Source organism: Rhodanobacter sp. Col0626, from assembly GCF_049994385.1.
Lineage (GTDB): Bacteria > Pseudomonadota > Gammaproteobacteria > Xanthomonadales > Rhodanobacteraceae > Rhodanobacter.
This window is the reverse complement of record NZ_CP188260.1, coordinates 111286-130904: the sequence shown is the minus strand read 5'-3', so window position 1 is coordinate 130904 and position 19619 is coordinate 111286. Positions and strand designations below refer to the sequence as shown.

The 19619-nt window shown below is 61.5% G+C and carries 18 protein-coding genes and 2 pseudogenes; 13 read left to right on the top strand and 7 right to left on the bottom strand.

Going from position 1 to position 19619, the window contains the following annotated elements; translation table 11 throughout:
• The first annotated feature begins 128 nt into the window (after positions 1-128).
• On the top strand, positions 129-3995 hold the full coding sequence (locus ACPPVV_RS00595) for a GH36-type glycosyl hydrolase domain-containing protein (RefSeq protein WP_426701547.1): 3867 nt from the start codon (positions 129-131) through the stop codon (positions 3993-3995).
• Positions 3996-4021: 26 nt separating this feature from the next.
• Here ACPPVV_RS00595 and ntrC read toward each other — a convergent pair whose 3' ends face one another.
• Together ntrC and ACPPVV_RS00585 are read right to left on the bottom strand one after the other, a co-directional pair.
• Positions 4022-5401, bottom strand: a complete 1380-nt coding sequence (gene ntrC, locus ACPPVV_RS00590; RefSeq protein WP_426701546.1) for a nitrogen regulation protein NR(I) — start codon at positions 5399-5401, stop codon at positions 4022-4024.
• A complete protein-coding gene (locus ACPPVV_RS00585; RefSeq protein ID WP_426701545.1) occupies positions 5394-6398 on the bottom strand; it encodes a two-component system sensor histidine kinase NtrB in 1005 nt (334 codons plus the stop codon). Before ACPPVV_RS00585 ends, ntrC begins: the two co-directional genes overlap by 8 nt.
• Positions 6399-6749: 351 nt before the next feature.
• On the opposite strand from ACPPVV_RS00585, the gene ACPPVV_RS00580 reads away from it, so the two are divergent.
• The 6 genes and pseudogenes from ACPPVV_RS00580 to ACPPVV_RS00555 all read left to right on the top strand — a co-directional run.
• Positions 6750-7313 (top strand): hypothetical protein, encoded by a 564-nt coding sequence (locus ACPPVV_RS00580; protein WP_426701544.1) that lies wholly within the window; start codon positions 6750-6752, stop codon positions 7311-7313.
• A 140-nt stretch (positions 7314-7453) separates the two neighbouring features.
• Positions 7454-8290: a hypothetical protein gene (locus ACPPVV_RS00575; protein ID WP_426701543.1), complete on the top strand. Its 837-nt coding sequence runs from the start codon at positions 7454-7456 to the stop codon at positions 8288-8290.
• Positions 8291-8485: 195 nt separating this feature from the next.
• Positions 8486-9463, top strand: coding sequence for a hypothetical protein (locus ACPPVV_RS00570; RefSeq protein WP_426701542.1), 978 nt, complete (start codon positions 8486-8488; stop codon positions 9461-9463).
• 282 nt (positions 9464-9745) lie between these two features.
• The gene (locus tag ACPPVV_RS00565) at positions 9746-10372 is read left to right on the top strand and encodes a hypothetical protein (protein WP_426701541.1); all 627 of its coding nucleotides are present in this window, start codon (positions 9746-9748) and stop codon (positions 10370-10372) included.
• A 252-nt stretch (positions 10373-10624) separates the two neighbouring features.
• Positions 10625-11227: a hypothetical protein gene (locus ACPPVV_RS00560; protein WP_426701540.1), complete on the top strand. Its 603-nt coding sequence runs from the start codon at positions 10625-10627 to the stop codon at positions 11225-11227.
• 81 nt (positions 11228-11308) lie between these two features.
• Positions 11309-11467 (top strand): annotated as a pseudogene (locus ACPPVV_RS00555) (transposase); the annotation flags it as partial.
• Between the two features lie 86 nt (positions 11468-11553).
• Here ACPPVV_RS00555 and ACPPVV_RS00550 read toward each other — a convergent pair.
• On the bottom strand, positions 11554-11970 hold the full coding sequence (locus ACPPVV_RS00550; RefSeq protein ID WP_426701539.1) for an H-NS family nucleoid-associated regulatory protein: 417 nt from the start codon (positions 11968-11970) through the stop codon (positions 11554-11556).
• Between the two features lie 198 nt (positions 11971-12168).
• On the opposite strand from ACPPVV_RS00550, the gene ACPPVV_RS00545 reads away from it, so the two are divergent.
• Positions 12169-12507 (top strand): hypothetical protein, encoded by a 339-nt coding sequence (locus tag ACPPVV_RS00545; RefSeq protein ID WP_426701538.1) that lies wholly within the window; start codon positions 12169-12171, stop codon positions 12505-12507.
• Positions 12508-12577: 70 nt separating this feature from the next.
• Here ACPPVV_RS00545 and ACPPVV_RS00540 read toward each other — a convergent pair whose 3' ends face one another.
• The 4 genes from ACPPVV_RS00540 to ACPPVV_RS00525 form a co-directional block, all read right to left on the bottom strand.
• Positions 12578-12955: a hypothetical protein gene (locus ACPPVV_RS00540; protein ID WP_426701537.1), complete on the bottom strand. Its 378-nt coding sequence runs from the start codon at positions 12953-12955 to the stop codon at positions 12578-12580.
• A 475-nt stretch (positions 12956-13430) separates the two neighbouring features.
• Complete coding sequence (locus ACPPVV_RS00535; protein WP_426701536.1) at positions 13431-13652, bottom strand: hypothetical protein; 222 nt, start codon at positions 13650-13652, stop codon at positions 13431-13433.
• A gap of 51 nt (positions 13653-13703) precedes the next feature.
• A complete protein-coding gene (locus ACPPVV_RS00530) occupies positions 13704-14954 on the bottom strand; it encodes an ABC transporter permease (protein ID WP_426701535.1) in 1251 nt (416 codons plus the stop codon).
• A 10-nt stretch (positions 14955-14964) separates the two neighbouring features.
• Positions 14965-16233: an ABC transporter permease gene (locus ACPPVV_RS00525; protein ID WP_426701534.1), complete on the bottom strand. Its 1269-nt coding sequence runs from the start codon at positions 16231-16233 to the stop codon at positions 14965-14967.
• 222 nt (positions 16234-16455) lie between these two features.
• Between ACPPVV_RS00525 and ACPPVV_RS00520 the strand changes: the two genes are divergently transcribed.
• The 5 genes and pseudogenes from ACPPVV_RS00520 to ACPPVV_RS00500 all read left to right on the top strand — a co-directional run bounded on the left by ACPPVV_RS00520 (position 16456) and on the right by ACPPVV_RS00500 (position 19328).
• A complete protein-coding gene (locus ACPPVV_RS00520; protein WP_426701533.1) occupies positions 16456-17085 on the top strand; it encodes a carboxymuconolactone decarboxylase family protein in 630 nt (209 codons plus the stop codon).
• 73 nt (positions 17086-17158) lie between these two features.
• Positions 17159-17326 (top strand): annotated as a pseudogene (locus ACPPVV_RS00515) (helix-turn-helix domain-containing protein); the annotation flags it as partial.
• A gap of 33 nt (positions 17327-17359) precedes the next feature.
• Positions 17360-18007: a hypothetical protein gene (locus ACPPVV_RS00510; RefSeq protein ID WP_426703289.1), complete on the top strand. Its 648-nt coding sequence runs from the start codon at positions 17360-17362 to the stop codon at positions 18005-18007.
• A 249-nt stretch (positions 18008-18256) separates the two neighbouring features.
• Positions 18257-18604, top strand: coding sequence for a YciI family protein (locus ACPPVV_RS00505; RefSeq protein ID WP_426701532.1), 348 nt, complete (start codon positions 18257-18259; stop codon positions 18602-18604).
• Positions 18605-18740: 136 nt separating this feature from the next.
• Complete coding sequence (locus tag ACPPVV_RS00500) at positions 18741-19328, top strand: dihydrofolate reductase family protein (RefSeq protein WP_426701531.1); 588 nt, start codon at positions 18741-18743, stop codon at positions 19326-19328.
• The last annotated feature ends 291 nt before the right edge of the window (positions 19329-19619 follow it).

Below are 19619 nucleotides of genomic sequence, written 5' to 3'. Positions count from 1 at the left end.
CGGCACGCGTGGGGATCGCTGGGCGATATCGCGATCATCCTACTCCGCAGCATGGTGAAGCGCAGGTTGACGCCGCGCATGCCGCGCAAAGCGCATGCTGGCCAATCTCGCCATCGACAGGAACCTTCATGCCGTCCACGTCTTCCCGCACCATCGACGCTCAACAGCGCTGCCTGCTCTCCAACGGCCGCTACAGCGTGATGCTGAGCGCCAACGGTTCCGGCTTCAGCCACTGGTGCGGCCTGGCGGTGACACGGTGGCGTGAGGATCCCACCGCCGACGGCTGGGGCAGTTACCTGATGTTGCGCGATGAGGACAGCGGCGAGGTGTGGTCGGCGAGCCAGCAGCCGTACGGCACGCGCGCACCCGACGACAGCGTGGCCTTCGACGCCGGTTGCGCCAGCTTCGGCCGCCGCCACCACAGCGTGCACAGCGTGCTCGACGTGGCGGTGGCCGGCGATGCCGATATCGAGCTGCGGCGGCTGGTGTTGAGTAACCATGGCGACCGCACGCGCACGCTGTCGCTTACCTCCTATGCCGAGCTGGTCATCGGCCCGATCGGTGCCGACAACGCGCATCCGGCGTTTTCCAAGATGTTCGTGCAGACCGAATGGGAGGCGGCGACCGACATGTTGCTGGCCACGCGCCGCCGGCGTGACAGCAGCGAGCCCGAAGTCTGGGCTGCGCACGCGCTGCAGATGATGGGACAGTCGGCGGCAGACGCCGTCGAACACGAAACCGACCGTGCACGTTTTCTCGGTCGCGGTCGCACGCTGCGGAACGCGCAAGCCATGCAACCGGGCGTCACGCTGTCCGGTACGGTCGGTTGCGTGCTCGATCCGGTGTTCGGTCTGCGCCGCCGTTTCACGCTGGCGCCAGGCGCCAATGTCACCCTGCTGCTATGGACACGGCTGGCCGATTCGCGTGACGGCGCCATGGCATTGGCCACGCAGCTGGACAACCCGCAAGCCGCCGCACAGCTGTTCGATGGTGCCAGGCAGCACGCGGACAACGAACGAAAGCAACTCGGCATCGGCGCGGCGCAAGCAACGCGATTTGCCCACTGGATGAACGCGCTGGTGTGCAGCGATCCGCGCCAGCGCGCAACTCCCGATGCGCTGGTACGCGGACGCGGCGGCCCACCCACATTGTGGGCCGCCGGCATCTCCGGCGACCGGCCGATCGCCTTGCTGAACCTCCAGCGCGCGGACGAGTTGCCCCATGCGGAGGAATTGCTGCTGGCACAGAACCACTGGCGCAGGCAGGGGCTGGCGGTCGATGTGGTGTTGCTGGATATCTCCACCGACGCCGCACTGCAGGCGGCACTCGATCCGCTGGTGAAGGCCCAGCAGGAGCGGTTGAAGTCCGACGACGCATGGCCAAAGCCGGAAGTGTTTGCGCTGCAGGGCACGGCGATCAGCGACGACCTGCGCGATGGCCTGATGACGGTGGCGCGCGTGGTGCTCGGCGGCACTGGAACGGCGCAGGTTGCGGAACCGCCAACCGCCGACGCGCCATCGGCGATCCGCGCAACGACCGCTGCCACCGTAGTGCCATCGACTGACGACGAACCGGAATTTGCCAACGGCATCGGCGCCTTCGTCGAGGCCGGGCGTGCCTATCGCATCGAACCTGGCGAGGGTCGCTGTACACCTGCGCCGTGGGTCAACGTGATGGCCAACCCCTCCTTCGGCTGCGTGGTCTCGGCCGAAGGCGGCGGTTATGCGTGGTCGCTGAACAGCCAGCAGAATCCGCTGACGCCGTGGCCAAACGATCCGGTCAGCGACAGTCCGCACGAGGTGCTGTACCTGCGCGACGAGGATACCGGCGTGTCGTGGAGCGCCTGCGCGCTGCCGATCCGCGTGGCCGGTGCAAAGTACGTCGCCACGCACGGCAAGGGTTGGTCGCGCTTCGCCACCGATGCGCATGGCATCGAGCTGGAACTGACCCAGTGCGTACCGACCGCCGATCCGATCAAGTTGTCGCGGTTGCGGCTGTGCAACCGTTCCACGCGCATGCGACGGTTGTCGGTAACCGGCTATGTCGAGTGGGCGCTGGGCGCGAATGGCACCACACCGGCGCCCTTCGTCGTCACCTCGCGCGATCGAACGACCGGTGCGCTGTTCGCGCGCAATCGATGGCGGCCCGATTTTTCCGATCGCGTGGCCTTCATCGACTTCGCCGGCGCGCAGCATTCGATGACGGGCGACCGCGGTGAGTTCCTCGGTCCGCTGGGTATGGTGGCGCTGCCCATGGCGTTGAACGACGGCGCGCCGCTGTCCGGTCGGCTCGGCGCCGGGCTGGATCCGTGCGGCGCCTTGCAGACGCGGATCGAACTGCCGCCGCAGACGCAGGTCGACATCGTCTTCATGCTCGGCGACGCGGTGGATGAAGCCGCTGCGCAGGCCCTGATCGAAAAATATCGCACCATCGATATCGACGACGTGCTCGCCGACATCCGCACGCAATGGAACGACGTACTCGATACCGTGCAGGTGCGCACGCCGGATCGCGCCATGGATATCCTGCTCAACGACTGGCTGTTGTACCAGGTGCAGGCGTGCCGGCTTTGGGCGCGTACCGCGTATTACCAGGCCAGTGGCGCGTACGGTTTCCGCGATCAGCTGCAGGACGTGATGGCGCTCTGCGTGGCCCGCCCCGATCTCGCCCGCGAACACCTGCTGCGCGCGGCCGGCCGCCAGTTTGCCGAGGGCGATGTCCAGCACTGGTGGTTGCCGCCGAACGGCCAAGGCATCCGCACGCGGATCAGCGACGACCGCAACTGGCTGGTCTATGTCGCCATGCACTACGTTCGCGTAACCGGCGACACCGCGGTGCTGGACGAGGCGTTGCCGTTCCTCGCCGGCCAGCCGATTCCCGACGGCGCCACCGATGCCTTTTTCCAGCCTTCCATGTCGGACCGAAAGGTTTCCGTCTACGAGCATTGCGCGCTCGCGCTCGATGCCAGCCTCACCCGCGGCGCGCACGGCCTGCCTCTGATCGGCACCGGCGACTGGAACGACGGCATGAACGCGGTCGGCGCGCAGGGTCGCGGCGAAAGCAGCTGGCTCGGCTGGTTTCTGCTCAGCACGATCGACGCGTTCGCGCCGCACGCCGAGCAACGCGGCGAGACGCAGCGTGCGCAACGCTGGCGCGACTATGTCGATGATCTGCGGGCCGCGCTGGAACGCGCGTGGGATGGCCAATGGTATCGACGCGGCTATTACGACGACGGCGCACCGTTGGGATCGAGCGAGAGCGAAGAGTGTCGTATCGACACCATCGCGCAATCGTGGAGCGTCATCGCCGGCAGCGGCAACACCGAACACGCAGCCACGGCGATGGCATCGGTCGACCATCTTCTGGTGGATCACGAGAACGGCATCGCGCGCCTGTTCACCCCGCCATTCGATCACGCGAAGGAAAACCCCGGCTACATCAAGGGCTATCCGCCCGGCGTGCGCGAAAACGGCGGCCAATATACGCATGGTGCAACATGGTCGGTATTCGCCTGGGCAGGGCTCGGTGACGGAGAGCGCGCCGCGGGCACGTTCAACATGCTCAACCCGATCCGCCACAGCGACAGCGCGGCCGCCGTGGAGCGTTACAAGGTCGAACCCTATATCGCGTGCGCGGACGTCTATTCGGTAGCGCCGCATGTCGGCCGCGGCGGCTGGACCTGGTACACCGGCTCCGCCGCGTGGCTCTATCGCGCCGGGCTTGAGGCGGTGCTCGGCTTCCACAAGCGCGGCGACCAGTTGCGCATCGACCCGTGCGTGCCAAAGGCATGGCCGGGCTTCGAGATCAGCTATCGCCATCGCGGTCGGCAGGTCAGTCTCTACGAGATCCGCGTGGAGAATCCCGACCAGGTTTGTCGTGGCGTGGTGCGTATTGAAATGGACGGCCAAACACTAAACGTTGACGCGCCCATTCCCTTGCCGGACGACGGCAAAACACACCAATTGCGCATCATCCTCGGTCGACTTTCCGCCTGAGGGCGCGGCATCACGTGCCGGCGACGCTAGCGCCGGCGCGTGCGCGAGGCACCGAGTTTGCGGGTCAGTGTGTTGCGGCCCACGCCGAGCGCCTGTGCCGCGTTCTGGCGGTGGCCATCGCTGGCCTGCAGCGCGGCCTGCAGCAGGGTCTGGTCGAGCGCCGAGCGAGCGCGGGCGTGGATATCCGCCTCGCCCTTGGCCAAGGCGTCGGCCGCCCATTCGCGCAGCGCATCGGTCCACTCGCTGCCACCGGGTGCCGGCTTGCCATCGCCGAGGTCGGCGGGAAGGATCTCGCTGCCCGGCGCGATCACCGCCAGCCGACGGCAGAGGTTTTCCAGTTCGCGCACATTGCCGGGGTAGTCACGCTGCGCCACCAGCTTCAGCGCGGCTTTCGAGAAGCGCTTCGGCGGCAGCTTCAGTTCCTGCGCCGTGGCGACGAGGAAATGTTGCGCCAGCAACGGGATGTCGCTGCGTCGCGTACGCAGCGACGGCAGTTCAATGCGTACCACGTCGAGGCGGTGCATCAGGTCGGCGCGGAATTGTCCGCTGGCCGCCCGTGCGGCGAGATCCTGATGGGTGGCGGCGACGATGCGCACGTTGCCACGGATCAGCTCGCGTCCACCGACGCGATAGAACTCACCGCCGGCCAGCACGCGCAGCAAGCGCGTCTGCAACGCCAACGGCATGTCGCCGATCTCGTCGAGGAACAGCGTGCCACCCTCGGCCTGTTCGAAACGGCCGGCGACGCGACGGGTGGCGCCGGTGAACGCGCCGGCCTCATGGCCAAACAGTTCGCTTTCCAGCAGCTCGCTGGGGATAGCCGCGGTGTTGAGTGCCACGAACGGCTTGTCGCGGCGGGCGCTTTCCTCGTGCAAGGCGCGCGCGACCAGCTCCTTGCCGGTGCCGGTTTCGCCGGTGATGAGCACATTGAGATCGCTGGCGGCGACGCGGCCAATCAGACGGAATACCTCGCGCATCGGTGCGCTCTCGCCGAGCAGCGCGTGGTTCGACGCGATGACCGACGGGCCGGTTTCCACCGGCGCCGCCGCGCTGGCCAGCGCGCGCTGCACCGACGCCACCGCGTGATCGAGATCGAACGGCTTGGCCAGATAATCCGTGGCGCCGGCGCGATATGCCGCGGCGGCGGTAGCCACGTCGGTGTAGGCGCTCATCACGATCACCGGGCCGACCGATTGCGCCTGCAGTTCGTTGAGCAGGGTGAGCCCGTCTTCGCCCGGCATGCGCACATCGGTGACCACCAGCGCGGGGCGTGCCGTCTGCAATGCAGTGCGCACCGCGGCGACCTCGCCAAACTCGCGCACGGCCAGACCGGCATCGCGCAAGGCCTCGGCCAGCACGAAGCGCACGGCGCGATCGTCGTCGACGATCCAGATTTCCTCAGTCATGGGAGCGCTCCAGCGGCAGGTACAAGGAGAACACGGTGTGGCCCGGCCGGCTTGCATAACGCAGTTCGCCGCCATGTTCTTGCGCGATCTCCCGCGACAGCGCCAGACCGAGTCCGGTGCCGTCGGGACGGCCGGACACCAGCGGATGGAACAGCGTGTCGCGCAGGGCCGCCGACACGCCGGGGCCGTCATCGATCACGTCCACCCGCAGCGCCATGCGCACGATCCGCTCGCCCAGACGCAGGCCGTGTTCGACCCGCGTGCGCAGGGTGAGCGTGTGCGCGCCGGCTTCCAGTGCGTTGCGCGCCAGGTTGAGCACCACCTGTTGCAGCCGGTCGGCGTCGCCGAGCAGATCCGGCACGCTGGGGTCGTAGTCATGGCGCAGCTGCGGCGGCGATGGTTCGGCCTGCAGCAGGTCGGCGAGCCGTTCCAGCAGTTGATGGATATTCACCGCGCCAAGCCGTACCGCGCCGTCGTTATGCAGCAACCGGTTGGCCAGCGTGGCGAGCCTGTCCGCCTCGTCGATGATCAAGCCAGCCAGCGCCTGCAGATCCGCGTTGTCGACCCGTCGCTGCAGCAACTGCGCCGCGCCGCGCAGACCAGCCAGCGGATTCTTCACCTCGTGTGCGAAGCCGCGCAGGCTCGCCGACAGCGGTGAGCTGTTGGCGGGCGATGCGGCCAACACGTGCACTTCCAACAACAGGCCTTGTCCGAACGGCTGCAACGCAATGTCCGTGACGACCTCGCGGCCACCAGCCAGCAGCGACACGCCGCGCCATTGCGCGGACCGCTGTTCCGACAGCAGGCGCGCAACCTGCGCCAGTTCGTCCGACCCGGTGAACAGCACACCGAGCGGCTGCCCCACCGCGCTGCGCGGCCCCAACTGCAGCCACTCAGCCAGCGCAGGATTGATCCACGCCAGGCGCAGGTCGGCATCGACCAGCGCCAACCCGGTCGCCATCTGTTCCGCCCACGTACGCCACGCCAGATCGCTCATTGCACCATGATGGACAATGCGTTGACTTGGTGCAATGCGGAATTCGATCGTTCTGCCAATGAGGTTCTGTGGTGGACAGAACTCCATAGTTTGTAGGCTAGACACAGACTATGGAGAACGGGCTGCGTACAAACTATGAAGTTTGAGCCGTGATCAGTTACCTCAGGGCCGGTCCCACCTCTGGCAGAGGGCGGGGAACAGCATTTTGTTGTGGGGCGCAACTGTCGCAAACCGACCCATAGCGGTCACTCTGAACCCACGTCCATACGGCTGGTTGTTAGCCGGATCCGGCAAGGATACGATCCATTCGAGACGGGGCTTCCAGCTCAGGGCAAAATCACAGGTTCCCTAATGACGAATCTCGCGATCTTCCTCCGACAAGTCCGCAGCCGCTCGCGAGAACATCAGCGAGCAATGCAGCTTATGGCTGGTGCGAGGCTTGCTGGGCAGATGGTCTCTGTGTTGCGGCAGGAGCTGGACTCGATGGTCCGCGTGATCTACCTACTGACGCAAACTGCAGAGCGTCGGGAGGCACTCGTTGACGCTTCAATACGCGGTGCAAAATGGGCGCAAGCAGCCTCACGCGCCAAGGTTACCGATAGGGAGATGGTTGACCTCGCGCAAACGCTACAAGGCTGGACGCAGTCGGTTTACAAGTTCGGATGCGCATTCATCCATCTCTCCGGCCTTCACGACTACAACGATCGCGATCCACTGTCGCAACTGCCCGCCGAAGAACGCGAGGACATTTTGGCGCACTGCCGTTACTACCACGGTGGCCCCAATTCCAGCGCCGCCGCTTTCGAAGATCTCGTTCCGTATCTACCGCGAGTCCTTGAGAAAATCGCGGGAAACCTTGAGTGCTACCTTGAGGCACTAGAAAACGGTGAGCTACTCAATGCCAACGAGGTCTAACAAGTCCGAGGTGGACGGCTACGCCGCCGCTCAACTCCAGCGTCGCTGAGTGACCGTTGTTAGCCGCGATCGGCAACTCCCAGCCTTCAGCTCTCGACCCGAAGCGGCCGTTGCCGATCGCAAAATTGAGGAAGTAGCCGATGGCGATTTCGTTCGCTTTCGACGGCGATGACGTGGTGTGGACGCAGCGGTTCGACCGCCCGGCCGTCTATCTAGACACGTTCGCCATCCGCGCAATCGCCGAAAGCGACGAGCAGTCGGCGCGGTTTGCGCAAGGGCTCAAGGCGTGCAACGGCACCTGGCTCTTGGCGGCAGTGTCCATGGGCGAGTTCGCCCGCTTCGCCGACCCGCGTCATGCCGAGCGGGCCGAGTGGTTGGTCGCGCAAGTGGTGCCCCACGTTTACCTGTTCCTGTCGGACCCAGCTGAGGCGCGGGCGAGACGCGGCGACACCGACCCGGCGAAGCGTTCGCTCCCGCCGAGCGATCGCCGGAACATGGACTACTTCTCGCGCAAGTGGGCCCAGACCCAATCTTTCGCGGAGACGTTCCAAGGGATGTTCCAGGTGATCCATGAGAACCGCGGCCGGATGACTGAGACGCTGGAAGAGGTGACGTCCAAGCTGGTCGCTTCCATAACTCAATGCCGCCAGATGGAAACCTATAGGAGCAAGGCGAAGGCCTCGCGGCCCGACGACGGGCGCACGCGGCAGCAAATCATTTCCGGGGAGCTTCTACGGGAGCTGGTGCTCGACCCTAACGCGTCAATTACCGCCAATGATGCGGTGGACTTGATGCACGCGATCGATGCTGTGGACTACTGTGATTTGGTGCTGCTAGATAAGGCGTGGGAGCGCCGGGTCAACGCGCTGCACCAACGCATCGCCGATACGGGCATCGCTATGCCCATTGCGCGCTGTTTGTCCATGCGCAATGGTGGCATCGATGAACTTCTAGAAGCCATCGAACGGTGGCCGTGACCGGCCTGAGGACAAGCGAGTGCGCGGACCGCTTCCTAATATGACCGACGCTGGCGACGACCGGTTATAAGGTGACCGAGGAAGCAGCGATGGCTGGGGGCGACCCGAAGCGGACATGGAGATCAGCCTTAGGAGGTGCGAACATGGCGACTCAGGTGATGAGCCTGGCGTTTCTTTTGAACGGATACTCGAATCATGGCTCGACTGCGCCGGAACGAAGCTATCGCCTACTTTGAAGCACGATGGTCCAAAGCCAAGGAGTCCTATCGCACTGAAGCGGTAGCGGCGCTCACTGCTGCATATGACCGTTTCCATGCCGAGGAGCTAGCTGACCGCCACTTTGATGAACACCTACTCAGTGACTCCACTTTCCAGTCGGAGGCCCGAATGGGTGAGCTGCTATTCGCGATGCTACTTTGGCAGTCTGACTTCACGCTTTCATCTGCAAACGCGGGGCCCGATTTCCGTGCAGCCAAAGAAGGCTTAACGATATGCTTCGAAGTCATCACTCCGGAGCCAAAGGGGTTTCCTGAGGGCTACCTCGATCCACCCAAGGCCGGCGAAGATGTTGCCCGACGTGTCCCGCATGAACAGCGCGTCCTTCGTTGGACCCATGCGTTGAAGACGAAATCAGACAAGTGGATCGGTGAAGACGGCGCGCCAGGGTGGCTCACCAAAGGTGTCGTCAATGAGCGAGAGCCATACGTCATCGTCATCAATTCCGTGCTTCTCGATCGGTATTGGTTTGACATCAACGGCATCAGCACGTTGCCCTATCCCGTGGAGATTTGCTACGGCGTCGGTCCTATTGCGGCAGCAATAGATCCATTGACCGGAAACGTCCTGAGTGAGGGCAACCAGTTTCGCCCTGCAATCAAGAGGACGGACAGAGATCCAGTGCCCTCGAGCGCTTTCTTGTCTACAGGCTACGACCATGTGAGCGCCGTGTTGGGCTGTATCTTGAAGGAACAAGCGATTGTGTTCGGTAAGGAGCCCTTGGCGGAGCTAGTCCACAACAACAGGGCCAGTGTAGTCATTCCGCCAAATGTCGTTCCAGCGACACGCGAATGGATTGGTCAAGACGAAGTCGGCCACATAGCGATTACTCCAATTCGAGGCAGCTTAGCGCCACATCTGGAAGACCCGAATCTGACAGAGACGCCAGACACCTGACCGGGTATTGTGACTATGGCGCTTGGCGGTTTGTTGCGTATTGCCAGCGAACTGGCCACGCGTTGCCAGCACAGTTGACCAACGCTGGCGCAGAACTTGACCGGCCTCGCCAACCGGCTGACCATCTGCTGAGGTTCACCGGCCGGGCACGACCCGAAGCGGTCGCTCGGAAGTACGCTCTGACCAGAATTTTGGGCAGAACAAAAAAGGAAAGCACGCCAATCCGTGCTTCCGGTGAATTCAACGCAACCGACTTGCGTGCGACTATACAGGGGCTCAGAGATGCACTTCGATCTGGATCTGGAATCCGGCAAATTGACGCGTAAGATCGACGAGGTTTACCACGTCCATGGAGACCATCCAGCTTACGAGTATCTCAAGCACGCATGCCTTTCCTTTGAGACCATGGGAATTGCAGCTTCGGTACGAAAAAGCCTTCCTTCACCGTCCGCGGCCCATCTGAGTCTTCCGTGCAAGGCTTTTGCATGCACCGTCGTTCTCCCCGCATACGGTTTGGTCGACTTGGCATTGGCCGAGCAGTTTGATGACCGGCCATTTATCGAGATTACCTACGAGTGGGACGACGAGCGACCGAGAACCACATGGGCCTTGGGCATTCGTAGATGGATGGAGCTGACACTTGCTTCCGGATTTGTCCAACTATACGAGCAGAACAAGACGCGTATCCATAAAAGGAGCACAAAAATTGGTGCCGTGGCAAAAGTTGTCCGCGACGCTTGCTCTCACAACTTCACTATTGCCATCAACAATAGCGAAGGTGTCGAAATTGATGGTCTTAAAATCACCGAGGCCGATCGGAACAAGCCTATGTGGGATTTCTTAGAACTAGGAGACTTCTTCGTTCTGTCAATGCGCATGTTCAGCGAGCCAATGCGGGACGCAAATTAGCATCAAAAAAGAGGCCGATGAGGGGCGGAGGCAATCGAGATCGGCTTAGACGGCCGCTCCTGGCCGAGGACGGTCCTTGCGGTCACATTGGCGGGCGAGCAAGCTTCGAGCGGCGCAGATCGACGCGAAGCGGACAAGTCGATTTGCGCCCTGCACCCCCGTCGCAACTATGTGCCTATTTCGGAAGCTGGAGAGTCCGGGTAAGACAGGCGAGTTAGCCGATCGACCAATACGTCGCGCATGGGAGAGGTTATGGCGGGGAAAAATGACTCTAAGGCCGTGCTGATGGCTGCCGTGATCGCTGCACTCGGCGGCATAGCGGTGGCGGTAATCAACAATTGGAAGCCGGACTCCTCTTCAAGCCAACAAACACCATCTTCCAGCACTAGCCAAGCTTCTGTGCCAAGTGTGATCGCAATCGAGCCTACCCCACAAGGAAAGCACCTCGTCGCCGCCCCGGACGAGCTGAAAGGTGAGGCGAAGAGCTTTCCGGCACCAATTGGGCCGGGAAAGCCGACGATAGAGTCGGTCGTTATTGGGGACCAAAAGACGTCGGAAGGTGTCGTCTCGTTCTCGGGTGGCCCCTTTACTCCTATGACAAAGCTTTGGGTACGAGTGCAATTCGCACAGTCAGGAGCCACTGATGGCCAGCAGCACTACTTTAAGGGAGAGCTCATCACTGCAGATGATCAAATCGTTGAAACAGCCAGAGAGGAACTGTACCCATGGGTCGGATCAGACAGTTTGCGGCTTTCGTTTCGTCGAAAGGACGGATGGGAGAGAGGTCGATACACGATGAAGCTATACCTAGACGAGGGCAATTTGATCGCCATCCGGGCGTTCGAGATCCCCTAACTTTCGCGCCACAGCGACGCCCCCCACTTTTGAGTAGCACCGCGGTTTGGAGTCCAATCCCCCATCCGAAGGAGATTGGACGTGAAGAAGCGGTTTACCGAAGAACAGATCATCGGCTTTCTGCGTGAGGTGGAGGCCGGCATGCCGGTAAAGGAGTTGTGCCGCAAGCACGGCTTCAGCGAGGCCTCGTACTACCTGTGGCGCAGCAAGTTCGGCGAGATGAGCGTGCCCGACCCCAAGCCGTCCGCTTTTCGAGGGCATGAGAAGACGCCTCCATTCCGGGCGCAGGTTTTCATCTGCGCCGCGGAACATGGTTCGTCTACGCCTCAGGCCCTTTTCTTGGCAGTGGTCTTTGCAACTTTCCTTGCTGCACCCTTCTTGCCGGCTTTGACCGGAGCGGCCTTGGGTGCGCCGTCGATCAAGAGACTCTCGGCGGTGGTATCGCGTTTCCTCAAGGCCTGCACAAACCACAACGGTCGCTTGCCACGGCCTGACCATGTCTGAGTAGCATCAGCAGGGTTGCGATACTTGGGGGCTACTACCGACTTCGGCCCTTTGGCGCTTTTGCCGCCACGTGTCGGGTACACGTCGGCCAAGGTGAGGCTGCTGCTTTTCAGCAAACGCTCTATTTTTTCCCGTACTTCCTTCACGTGATTGCCGTGAGCAACCTGCATCTGCGATTGAGCATTTGCGATGAGTGCCTTGAGTTCGGCGGGGGACAGCGTTTCAAGTTTAATAGCCATGATTGTTCTCTTTGGCAGTGGGTTAAAAAATGAGAGTCTATCTGAATGAACAAAATCCGCCTAAATTCCTTTACGCCTCTATTGCTTACTTCATCGCATCAGTAGCGATGATTAGGTGAATGCCTCGGAACTGACGTCGAAGATCTCGCTCGCAGTTCGTCAACCACTTGCTCTCATGAACTGTGCAGGCGCGACTGCATGGCGCCCTTGATGACTGCTGGGCAAGCCGCGAAGGCTGAGGTCGCCAAAAGCGGATATTCCTTGAACCAGCGGACCGCTGCCTACCTTCAGGGCAGCTGGAGCCAAGCGGAGGTGAAGTCGTTCGCCTTGAACGAACTGTCGGGCCCGATACCAAGGTGCTCGATGCAGATAGTGCTAGGCACGCTTGGCCCGAGCCACACAGGAAGCGCCAATGGCGATGAAAGCTACGCCAACACCGCAGAAGGCGACCTGTTTTCCGAAGTATGCAGCGACGATGAACATGCAACCCGCCGCGATGAAAAGATAGCCGCTGCGCTTTGTATTCTGTGGATTTGACACTTCACTCTCCCGTCGAAGGCGGAACACTAGCGTTAAGCGGCGGCCTAGCTGTCCCTTGAACGCGTGATTAGGTGCACAGCGCCGAACGTTTATGGCGCAGAGCCAGCCCAACACGTGCGAGCAACGTTATGGCAAATGCAATTGCAGCCACTTGGACGAGCGCCGGATGATCGGTCGGCAGGCTGGGTTGGAAAGCAAGCCAAAGCATGCCGAACGCAACAGCGAATAGGACAACAACCAGCAACGACTTGGCGACGCGGACGGAGAAGAGAAGCGCCAGAAGTGGCGATGCAACCAGCAGAAACCCAGCGCCAGCAACATAGGCCGCGACAGGGTCGGTTTTGACCGCTCCCGATGCCGCCAGGAAGATCCACGTCACTCCGGGCAATGCGACACACGCGCCTACAAGGAAGGTGAAACCCTTTATCAAAGTGTGGCCTTTCACCTTAAGCACCTGACTCTGGAGTTAAGCGACGCGTGGCTTTTCGCGCGTCCGCTTGGACGAAATGGTAGACCGTTGCTGGGGAGCTAAACAGGCAGATCCCATGGACTGTGATGTTGCATGGTACTCATAAGATCCGTCTTGGTCCTTTACAACCAACGCTGCTCCACGCAACGACACATGGTCTACGCTCCAAATTTGATGCCAATGTATAGAACCTGGTGAAGTGAATATGCCTGTAGCCACATACACGGTGCCGCCCGGCGCGATACGACATTGGTAGGCAGTACCGTCTGGATTAATTTGAACCCAAACCTTGTACTGGCCGAATTGCCACAGGCCGATGAGCGAGGCAGGTACCGTCGATGCCTGCACAGATGATGCACAAAGAAAGTAAAGAAACACGACAGCAAGTAGTTTGCGCATAAGTTAACGCTGCAGTTGAGCGGCGGCACAGCCGTCCGCGTTGAACGAAATGTCAGACGCCCTTTGCGCCAAAGTGATTGTAGAGGCCTATGACAAGAAGCGTGATGACCAAAGCCGTCGCGCCAATCGTCTCTACGTCGTAGTTGGAACGCGAAAACCGCTGGCGAAGAGGCTTGAATAGCAACAGCGGCAGAGTGACGACCAGGCCAGCAACGAGGCAGACAAGGCCGAATCCCAAGCCAAATTTTGTCCAATCCCAGAATACGGGGAGCACGTTTGGCGCCTGATGCCGGGTCGAGCGGCGGCTAGCCGTCACGCTCGCCGTTCACTCTGTACGAATCGCGACCACGGGCGGCACTTTTGCGGCATAGCGTGCCGGCCCCCATACGGCCAGCTGACCGAGTAGCCATAACAGTAGCGCACCCAGTAGTGGCACGTAGAACGGCATGCTTGGCAATTCATAGACCTGCATCAGGCCGCGATTCGCAAAGACCGCAAGCAACGCCCCGAGTACGAGGCCGCCGCTGACGATCAGGAAATTTTCGGCATGAAAGTAGCTGAGGATATCGCCCGTGGTTGCGCCGAGCGAACGGCGGATGCCGATCTGTCTGCGCCGCTGGCTTACCCAGAAACTGCTCAACCCGACAATGCCGCCTGCCGTGGCCAACAGCAGCAATCCGCAGACGATGCTCATCAGCAACGCCACGCTGTGATCGGCTGCATAAGCGCGCTCACGTGACTGGGCCATGGTAACGACGCCTTCTTGCGGGTCGATGATGCGAATGTTGCCACGCGCCTGCAGTGCTTTCAGCGAGGCCGCGATCACCGGCTTCATGTCGGTGGCGTCGGTACGTACCAGATAGTCGACGCCCGCGGAATCGACAAAGTGCATCGGCACCAGCATCGTATAGCCATCCAACGACCCGCCTTCTTTCAGGGGCCCCTGCAAGCTGGCGAGGATACCGATGATGGCGGAAGGCCCATCCGGCAGGTATATCGTCTTGCCCAGCGCCGAACCATCGGGAAACAGCTTGTCGGCAAGACTGCGGCTGACGATGACGGCTGGAGGAGACATCTTGTCGTCGGCGCCGATGGCGCTGATTTCATCGGGACGAAAATTGCGACCAGCGACCAGCGCGATGCCAAGCGTATCGATCGCGTGCTCGTCGGAAGCAAAAAACGTGACCAATTGCGCGCTCGTCTTCTGGTCCGGTTCGAGTTTCAGGTGTGTGACGATATGTTGCTTGTAGCCTTCCAGCGGAAACACCTGGCTTGAAAATGCGTCACGCACGCCCGTGACATGACGCAGGGCGTCCAGGTCCGCGCCAATGTTCGCATTGAGCTGGGTCGCATTCTGACCCATCGTCCAGCCATTGCGGATGATAAAGAGATGAGTTTCATCCGTTCCGGTGGGTCGAGACAGATGGACGATGCGCGTTGTCACGATAAACATGGCGTTGGATGCCACAGCCAGCGTCAGCGCGATCTGCAGGACGATGAGCAGGGTGGCGACCTTGTGGCGACCTAGTGCAGCAATGATCGGGCGCAGCTGCATGAGTGTTCGGATCAGTGCCATGACGGAAACCTCAATTGATCTTGATTTGCCAGGCGGGCTGGGTTTGCGCTGCGCGCCACGTCGGATACACGGCAGAAACCACCGTGGCAGCCACCGCGACCAGCACGGTCAGTGCTATCAGCGAGGTATCGGCATGCACGAGGCGCGCAATCTCCGGCTCGAATAGTTCCGCGGCGCCCCATACGCCCAGCAGCGTCAGCGCCACGCCGATCAGACCGCCCACCAAGCCCATGCTGGCCGCCTCGATCAGAAACTGCCGATAGATGGCCGCTCGCGAAGCACCCAGGGCTCGGCGTATGCCGATTTCCGGTGCTCGCCGCATGAAGCGGGCGAGCATCAGCCCGACGACGTTGACCAAGACAATCAGCAGAAAGCTGGCAGAGACCAGCATCGACAAGCTGGCTACTCGGGGAGTGCCCACCACGTACGCCAGCCAGTCCATCAGATTACGCAAACGTATGTTGGGCGGCCACGAAAAACGACCGAGGCGTTGCTGTTCCTCGGCATAGTTGCGCAAATATTCACGGAAGCGATCCACCTCGGCGGGCGTGTCGAGCTCCACCCAGGCATCGATCCGGGCACTTTCGCTGTGCAGGTAGGCGTCCCAGTTGGATGTATCCGGGTCCCCCGCACCGGAACTCTGGGCCGTGCTGCTGTCCTTCTTCATATCGGTGGCACGGGTGAACGGGATGTAGATCGCGCCCTTGTCGTTGTATAGATGTTGCGCGCCAAGACTGCCGGTAATAAAAAAGCGCGGGCTCGGGTTCCAGTAGTCCAGGACACCGGCAATTCGGAAGAGTTGGCCATCCAGCCGGATTTCCTGCCCGACACTGTTTCGCCCGCCAAACAGCGCCTGGTTCAACTGCTGACTGATGACAGCCACCGTGGCGTGCTGGTCATCGTCGCTTGCACTCCATCCGCTGCCGAAACGGAACGGCACGTCGAACATGGTGAAGAAATCGGCGGTCACCGCTTCGCCGCCCATCGACATGGGCTGCACCGCCGGGTTGTCCGAGTTCACCTGCCACGTCGTCGGATAGAGCACGGTCAACCGGGGCGCTTTATGAGCCTTCCACAGCGCAACGGCGTCCATGTAGCTCAGCATGAAAGGGGGCTCACCCAGCCAATTGTTGGCCGGACCCCAATTGTCGATCTGCGGCACGTAAAGATGGGTCGACCTGGATGGGATGGGGTCGCTCGTGGTCGCACGAAACACGGCATAGCTCACCATGCAGGCCGACACACCGAAAGCCAGCAGCACAAGCACCAGCGCGGTCAAAGCCTTGCTTCGTCGGCTGCTTCGCAGCGCCAACGCAACGTAATATCCCCACATAACGCCCCCTGTGACGTCATCCGATCGTTTGGCAGATGCCGGTCTCTCGCTCCGGAGAGTATCGGATGGTCAGGAGTATTGCATCGCTAGGGGTGACCTCAAATCGGTCGATGCCATCCTGCCAGTGACGGCGCCCTTATTACCTCACGCGTAATTGCCGCCACTTTCATGACGACCAATGATGTCCCCCAAGTCGGCAGCGCTTGCTGTCACATGCTCCCATCAAGCACTTGTGAGGTCGTCATCATGAAGTCGTTTCCCGTTCACACCATCGAGTCGGCACCGGCAGATTCCCGCGCTTCCCTGGAGGCGCTGCAGGGCGCCTTCGGCTCGATTCCGAACATCGCAGGCGCCATGGCGACATCGCCTGTGCTGCTCGGATCCCTGGTGGCCCTGTTCGGAAAAGTCCACGGTGGAAGTTTTGCCGAAGATCAGATCCAGACCGTGCTGCTCACCGATGCCGTCGTCAATTCGAGCCGTTGGGCGGTCGCATTCCACAGTGCGCTTGCCTTGCAGGAGGGCATTGCCGTTGCGGATGTCGACGCGATTCGAGCCGGGGATCTTCCGAATGATCCAAAGCTCGCGGCGTTGTCGTTGCTGGCACGCACGATGATCGAGAAACGCGGTCACCTCGCCGCGAAGGATATGGATCAGTTCCTCGATGCGGGTTTCGACAAGGCGCATCTGCTCGAGGTGATTGCGATCGTCGCCGCATCCACGATCACCAACTACACCGCCACCATCACCGACCCGCCCATCGAAGCGGCTTTCAGGCAACACCTTTGGTCGCGCAGTTAACGCTGGCATCACGGGCACGAATCGACTCTGCACTAGTCACAGGGCGACCGTCGGCAACGCACGCTGGAGTTCCATGAAAACGCATAAGAGCTCCCAAGGCTCGTCCAAGGGTGAACTGGGTCGACTGCTGTGCCATTGGCGAGACATCCGGGGCAAGAGTCAAATCGAGCTGTCGCTTGATACCGGTGTATCGCAGCGGCATCTCAGTTTCATCGAAAGTGGACGCAGCGGGCCGAGCCGGCAAACCCTCGTCAATATCGCGCAAGCGCTCGATGTGCCGTTCCGCGACCGCAACGAGCTGCTGGTCGCGGCAGGCTTTGCGCCGATCTACAAGGAAGATGCCTGGAACGCCGAAGAGATGGGCAGTGTGACGCGTGCGCTCGATCGCATCCTTCGTCACCACGAACCGTTTCCCGCGATCGTGATGGATCGCCACTGGAACGTATTCATGAGGAACGCATCGGCACTTCGCTTTTTTGGCGCATTCATCGACCTTGCGGCGCACCCCGAGCCACGCAATCTGCTACACCTCATGTTCGATCCGGCGGCCATGCGTCCGTTTATCGTCAATTGGGAGGAGACCTCCAGGGCGTTGATCCAGCGTATCCATCGGGAAGCGGTCGGACACACGTTGGACGAGCGCACGCGCGAGCTGCTGACGTCGCTTCTCGCCCATGACGGTGTCGATCCGGCACTGCGTGCCATCGGCTCCTCGGGGACCGAGCCCACCCTGCCGATGGTCCCCCTCAGTTTTCAGAAGGATGGCCAGGTGTTGCGCTATTTCTCCATGATCACCACGGTCGGCACGCCGCAGACCATCACCACGCAGGAACTACGCATCGAGTCCATGTTTCCCGCCGACGAAGCCACCGAGGTCGCCCATCGTCGATGGATGGATCATCTGGATAAAGAGGCTCCCTGAGCGACGCGCTTCGTGGCTCAATCACGCGCAGGGCACAAGCATTTTCACTTGGCGTGGCCGCGATGGGCAGCGGGTTCGATCGATCGGTACAGCACATGGCCGATACCCATCGACGGGTGGCAGATGGCCCGGCATGGATTGCCTCGTCTTGAAGTTCTTCCGACGATCTGTCGAATCCGGGAGCGGCCGTTCGTCGTGATAGCAGGGATCGGCAATCAGGCCGTCCAAAGATGATCCACGGGGAAAGACATGCCGCACTATCTGGTTGCCATCCATCACCCTGAAAACTACGACCCGTCCCTCGAGGGCGAAGCGATGATCCGCGATATCGGCATGCTCAATGAAGAGATGAAGGCCGCAGGCGCGAGGTTCTTCGCCGGCGGCTTGGAGTCGACCGACAAGGCGAAATCGCTGCGCAAGCATTCCGGCGACCAGGTGGTCATTACCGATGGCCCGTACATCGAGGCCAAGGAGCACATTGGCGGTTTCTGGATACTGGAAGCCGCCGACATGGATGAGGCGTTGGCATGGGGCAGCAAGGCCGTCGTTGCCTGCCGTGCACCCGTCGAGGTGCGGGCGTTTCTGCGCCACAGCTAAGCGCGAATGCAAGTCGACGTCGCTGCAGGCCCCCGACGCGTTGGGGCGTGGAACTATCTGCTTCGGGTCGAAAGCAAATTGTCGAAACCGATCGAGCTGGCCCGGCCATGGGTCGGACCAGCACCAGGAGAGTGCCATGAGAGAGTTGATCCTGAAGATGTCCATGTCGCTCGACGGCTTTGTCGCCGGCCCCAAGGGCGAAGCCGAATGGGTATTCGGTGCGGACGAAGAGGCCAAGGCCTGGGCCGTGGAGAAGGTATGGAATGCCAGCCTGCACATCATGGGTAGCCGATCCTTCCAGGCCATGGCTCCCTACTGGCCAACTTCCACCATGGCGTTCGCGCCGCCGATGAACCAGATCCCCAAGGCGGTCTTTTCCAGACAGGGCCCGGCGATCCTGAAAGTGGCCGCCCCGACCGGCGAGCTTCAGCCCGGCGCGGAAAGCTGGGCGCAAGCCCATGTGGCCAGCGGCGACCTGGTCCAGGAAATCACCCGGCTGAAGGCTGGGGACGGCAAGCCGATACTTGCCCACGGGGGCGCCAGCTTCGCGCGTAGCCTCATCGCCCAGAACCTGGTCGATGAATACGTCCTGACGGTTCATCCGATCGCGTTGGGCCAAGGCATGGCGATCTTCTCCGACCTGCCCGCGCCGAGGCCGCTCAAGCTGGTCAGCTCGAGGACTTTTCCAGGCGGCGTGGTGGCGCTGATTTATCGCCCGGCCTGACTGCATCCAGACAAGCGTGCACCCGGCACGCGTCGAACCCGATAGTTGCCAGGCTTCTTGAAGGCAAACAGGCGTCAATAGCTCCGGCTGATGACGAAGCTGATGACGAAGAAGCCTGGCGCGAAGCAGTCGACGAGTCTTGATGATCTCGGCGAAGGTGTCGGGATTCAGGAGCTCCGGATCAGCTGCACCAGCAAGATGCCTCTGCCATGCAACGGTTGCCGAAAGCAGGGCTTCCGAATCTTTCCCTCGTGGGCAGGACGGTCTTGCCGACGAATCGATGTTTCACGC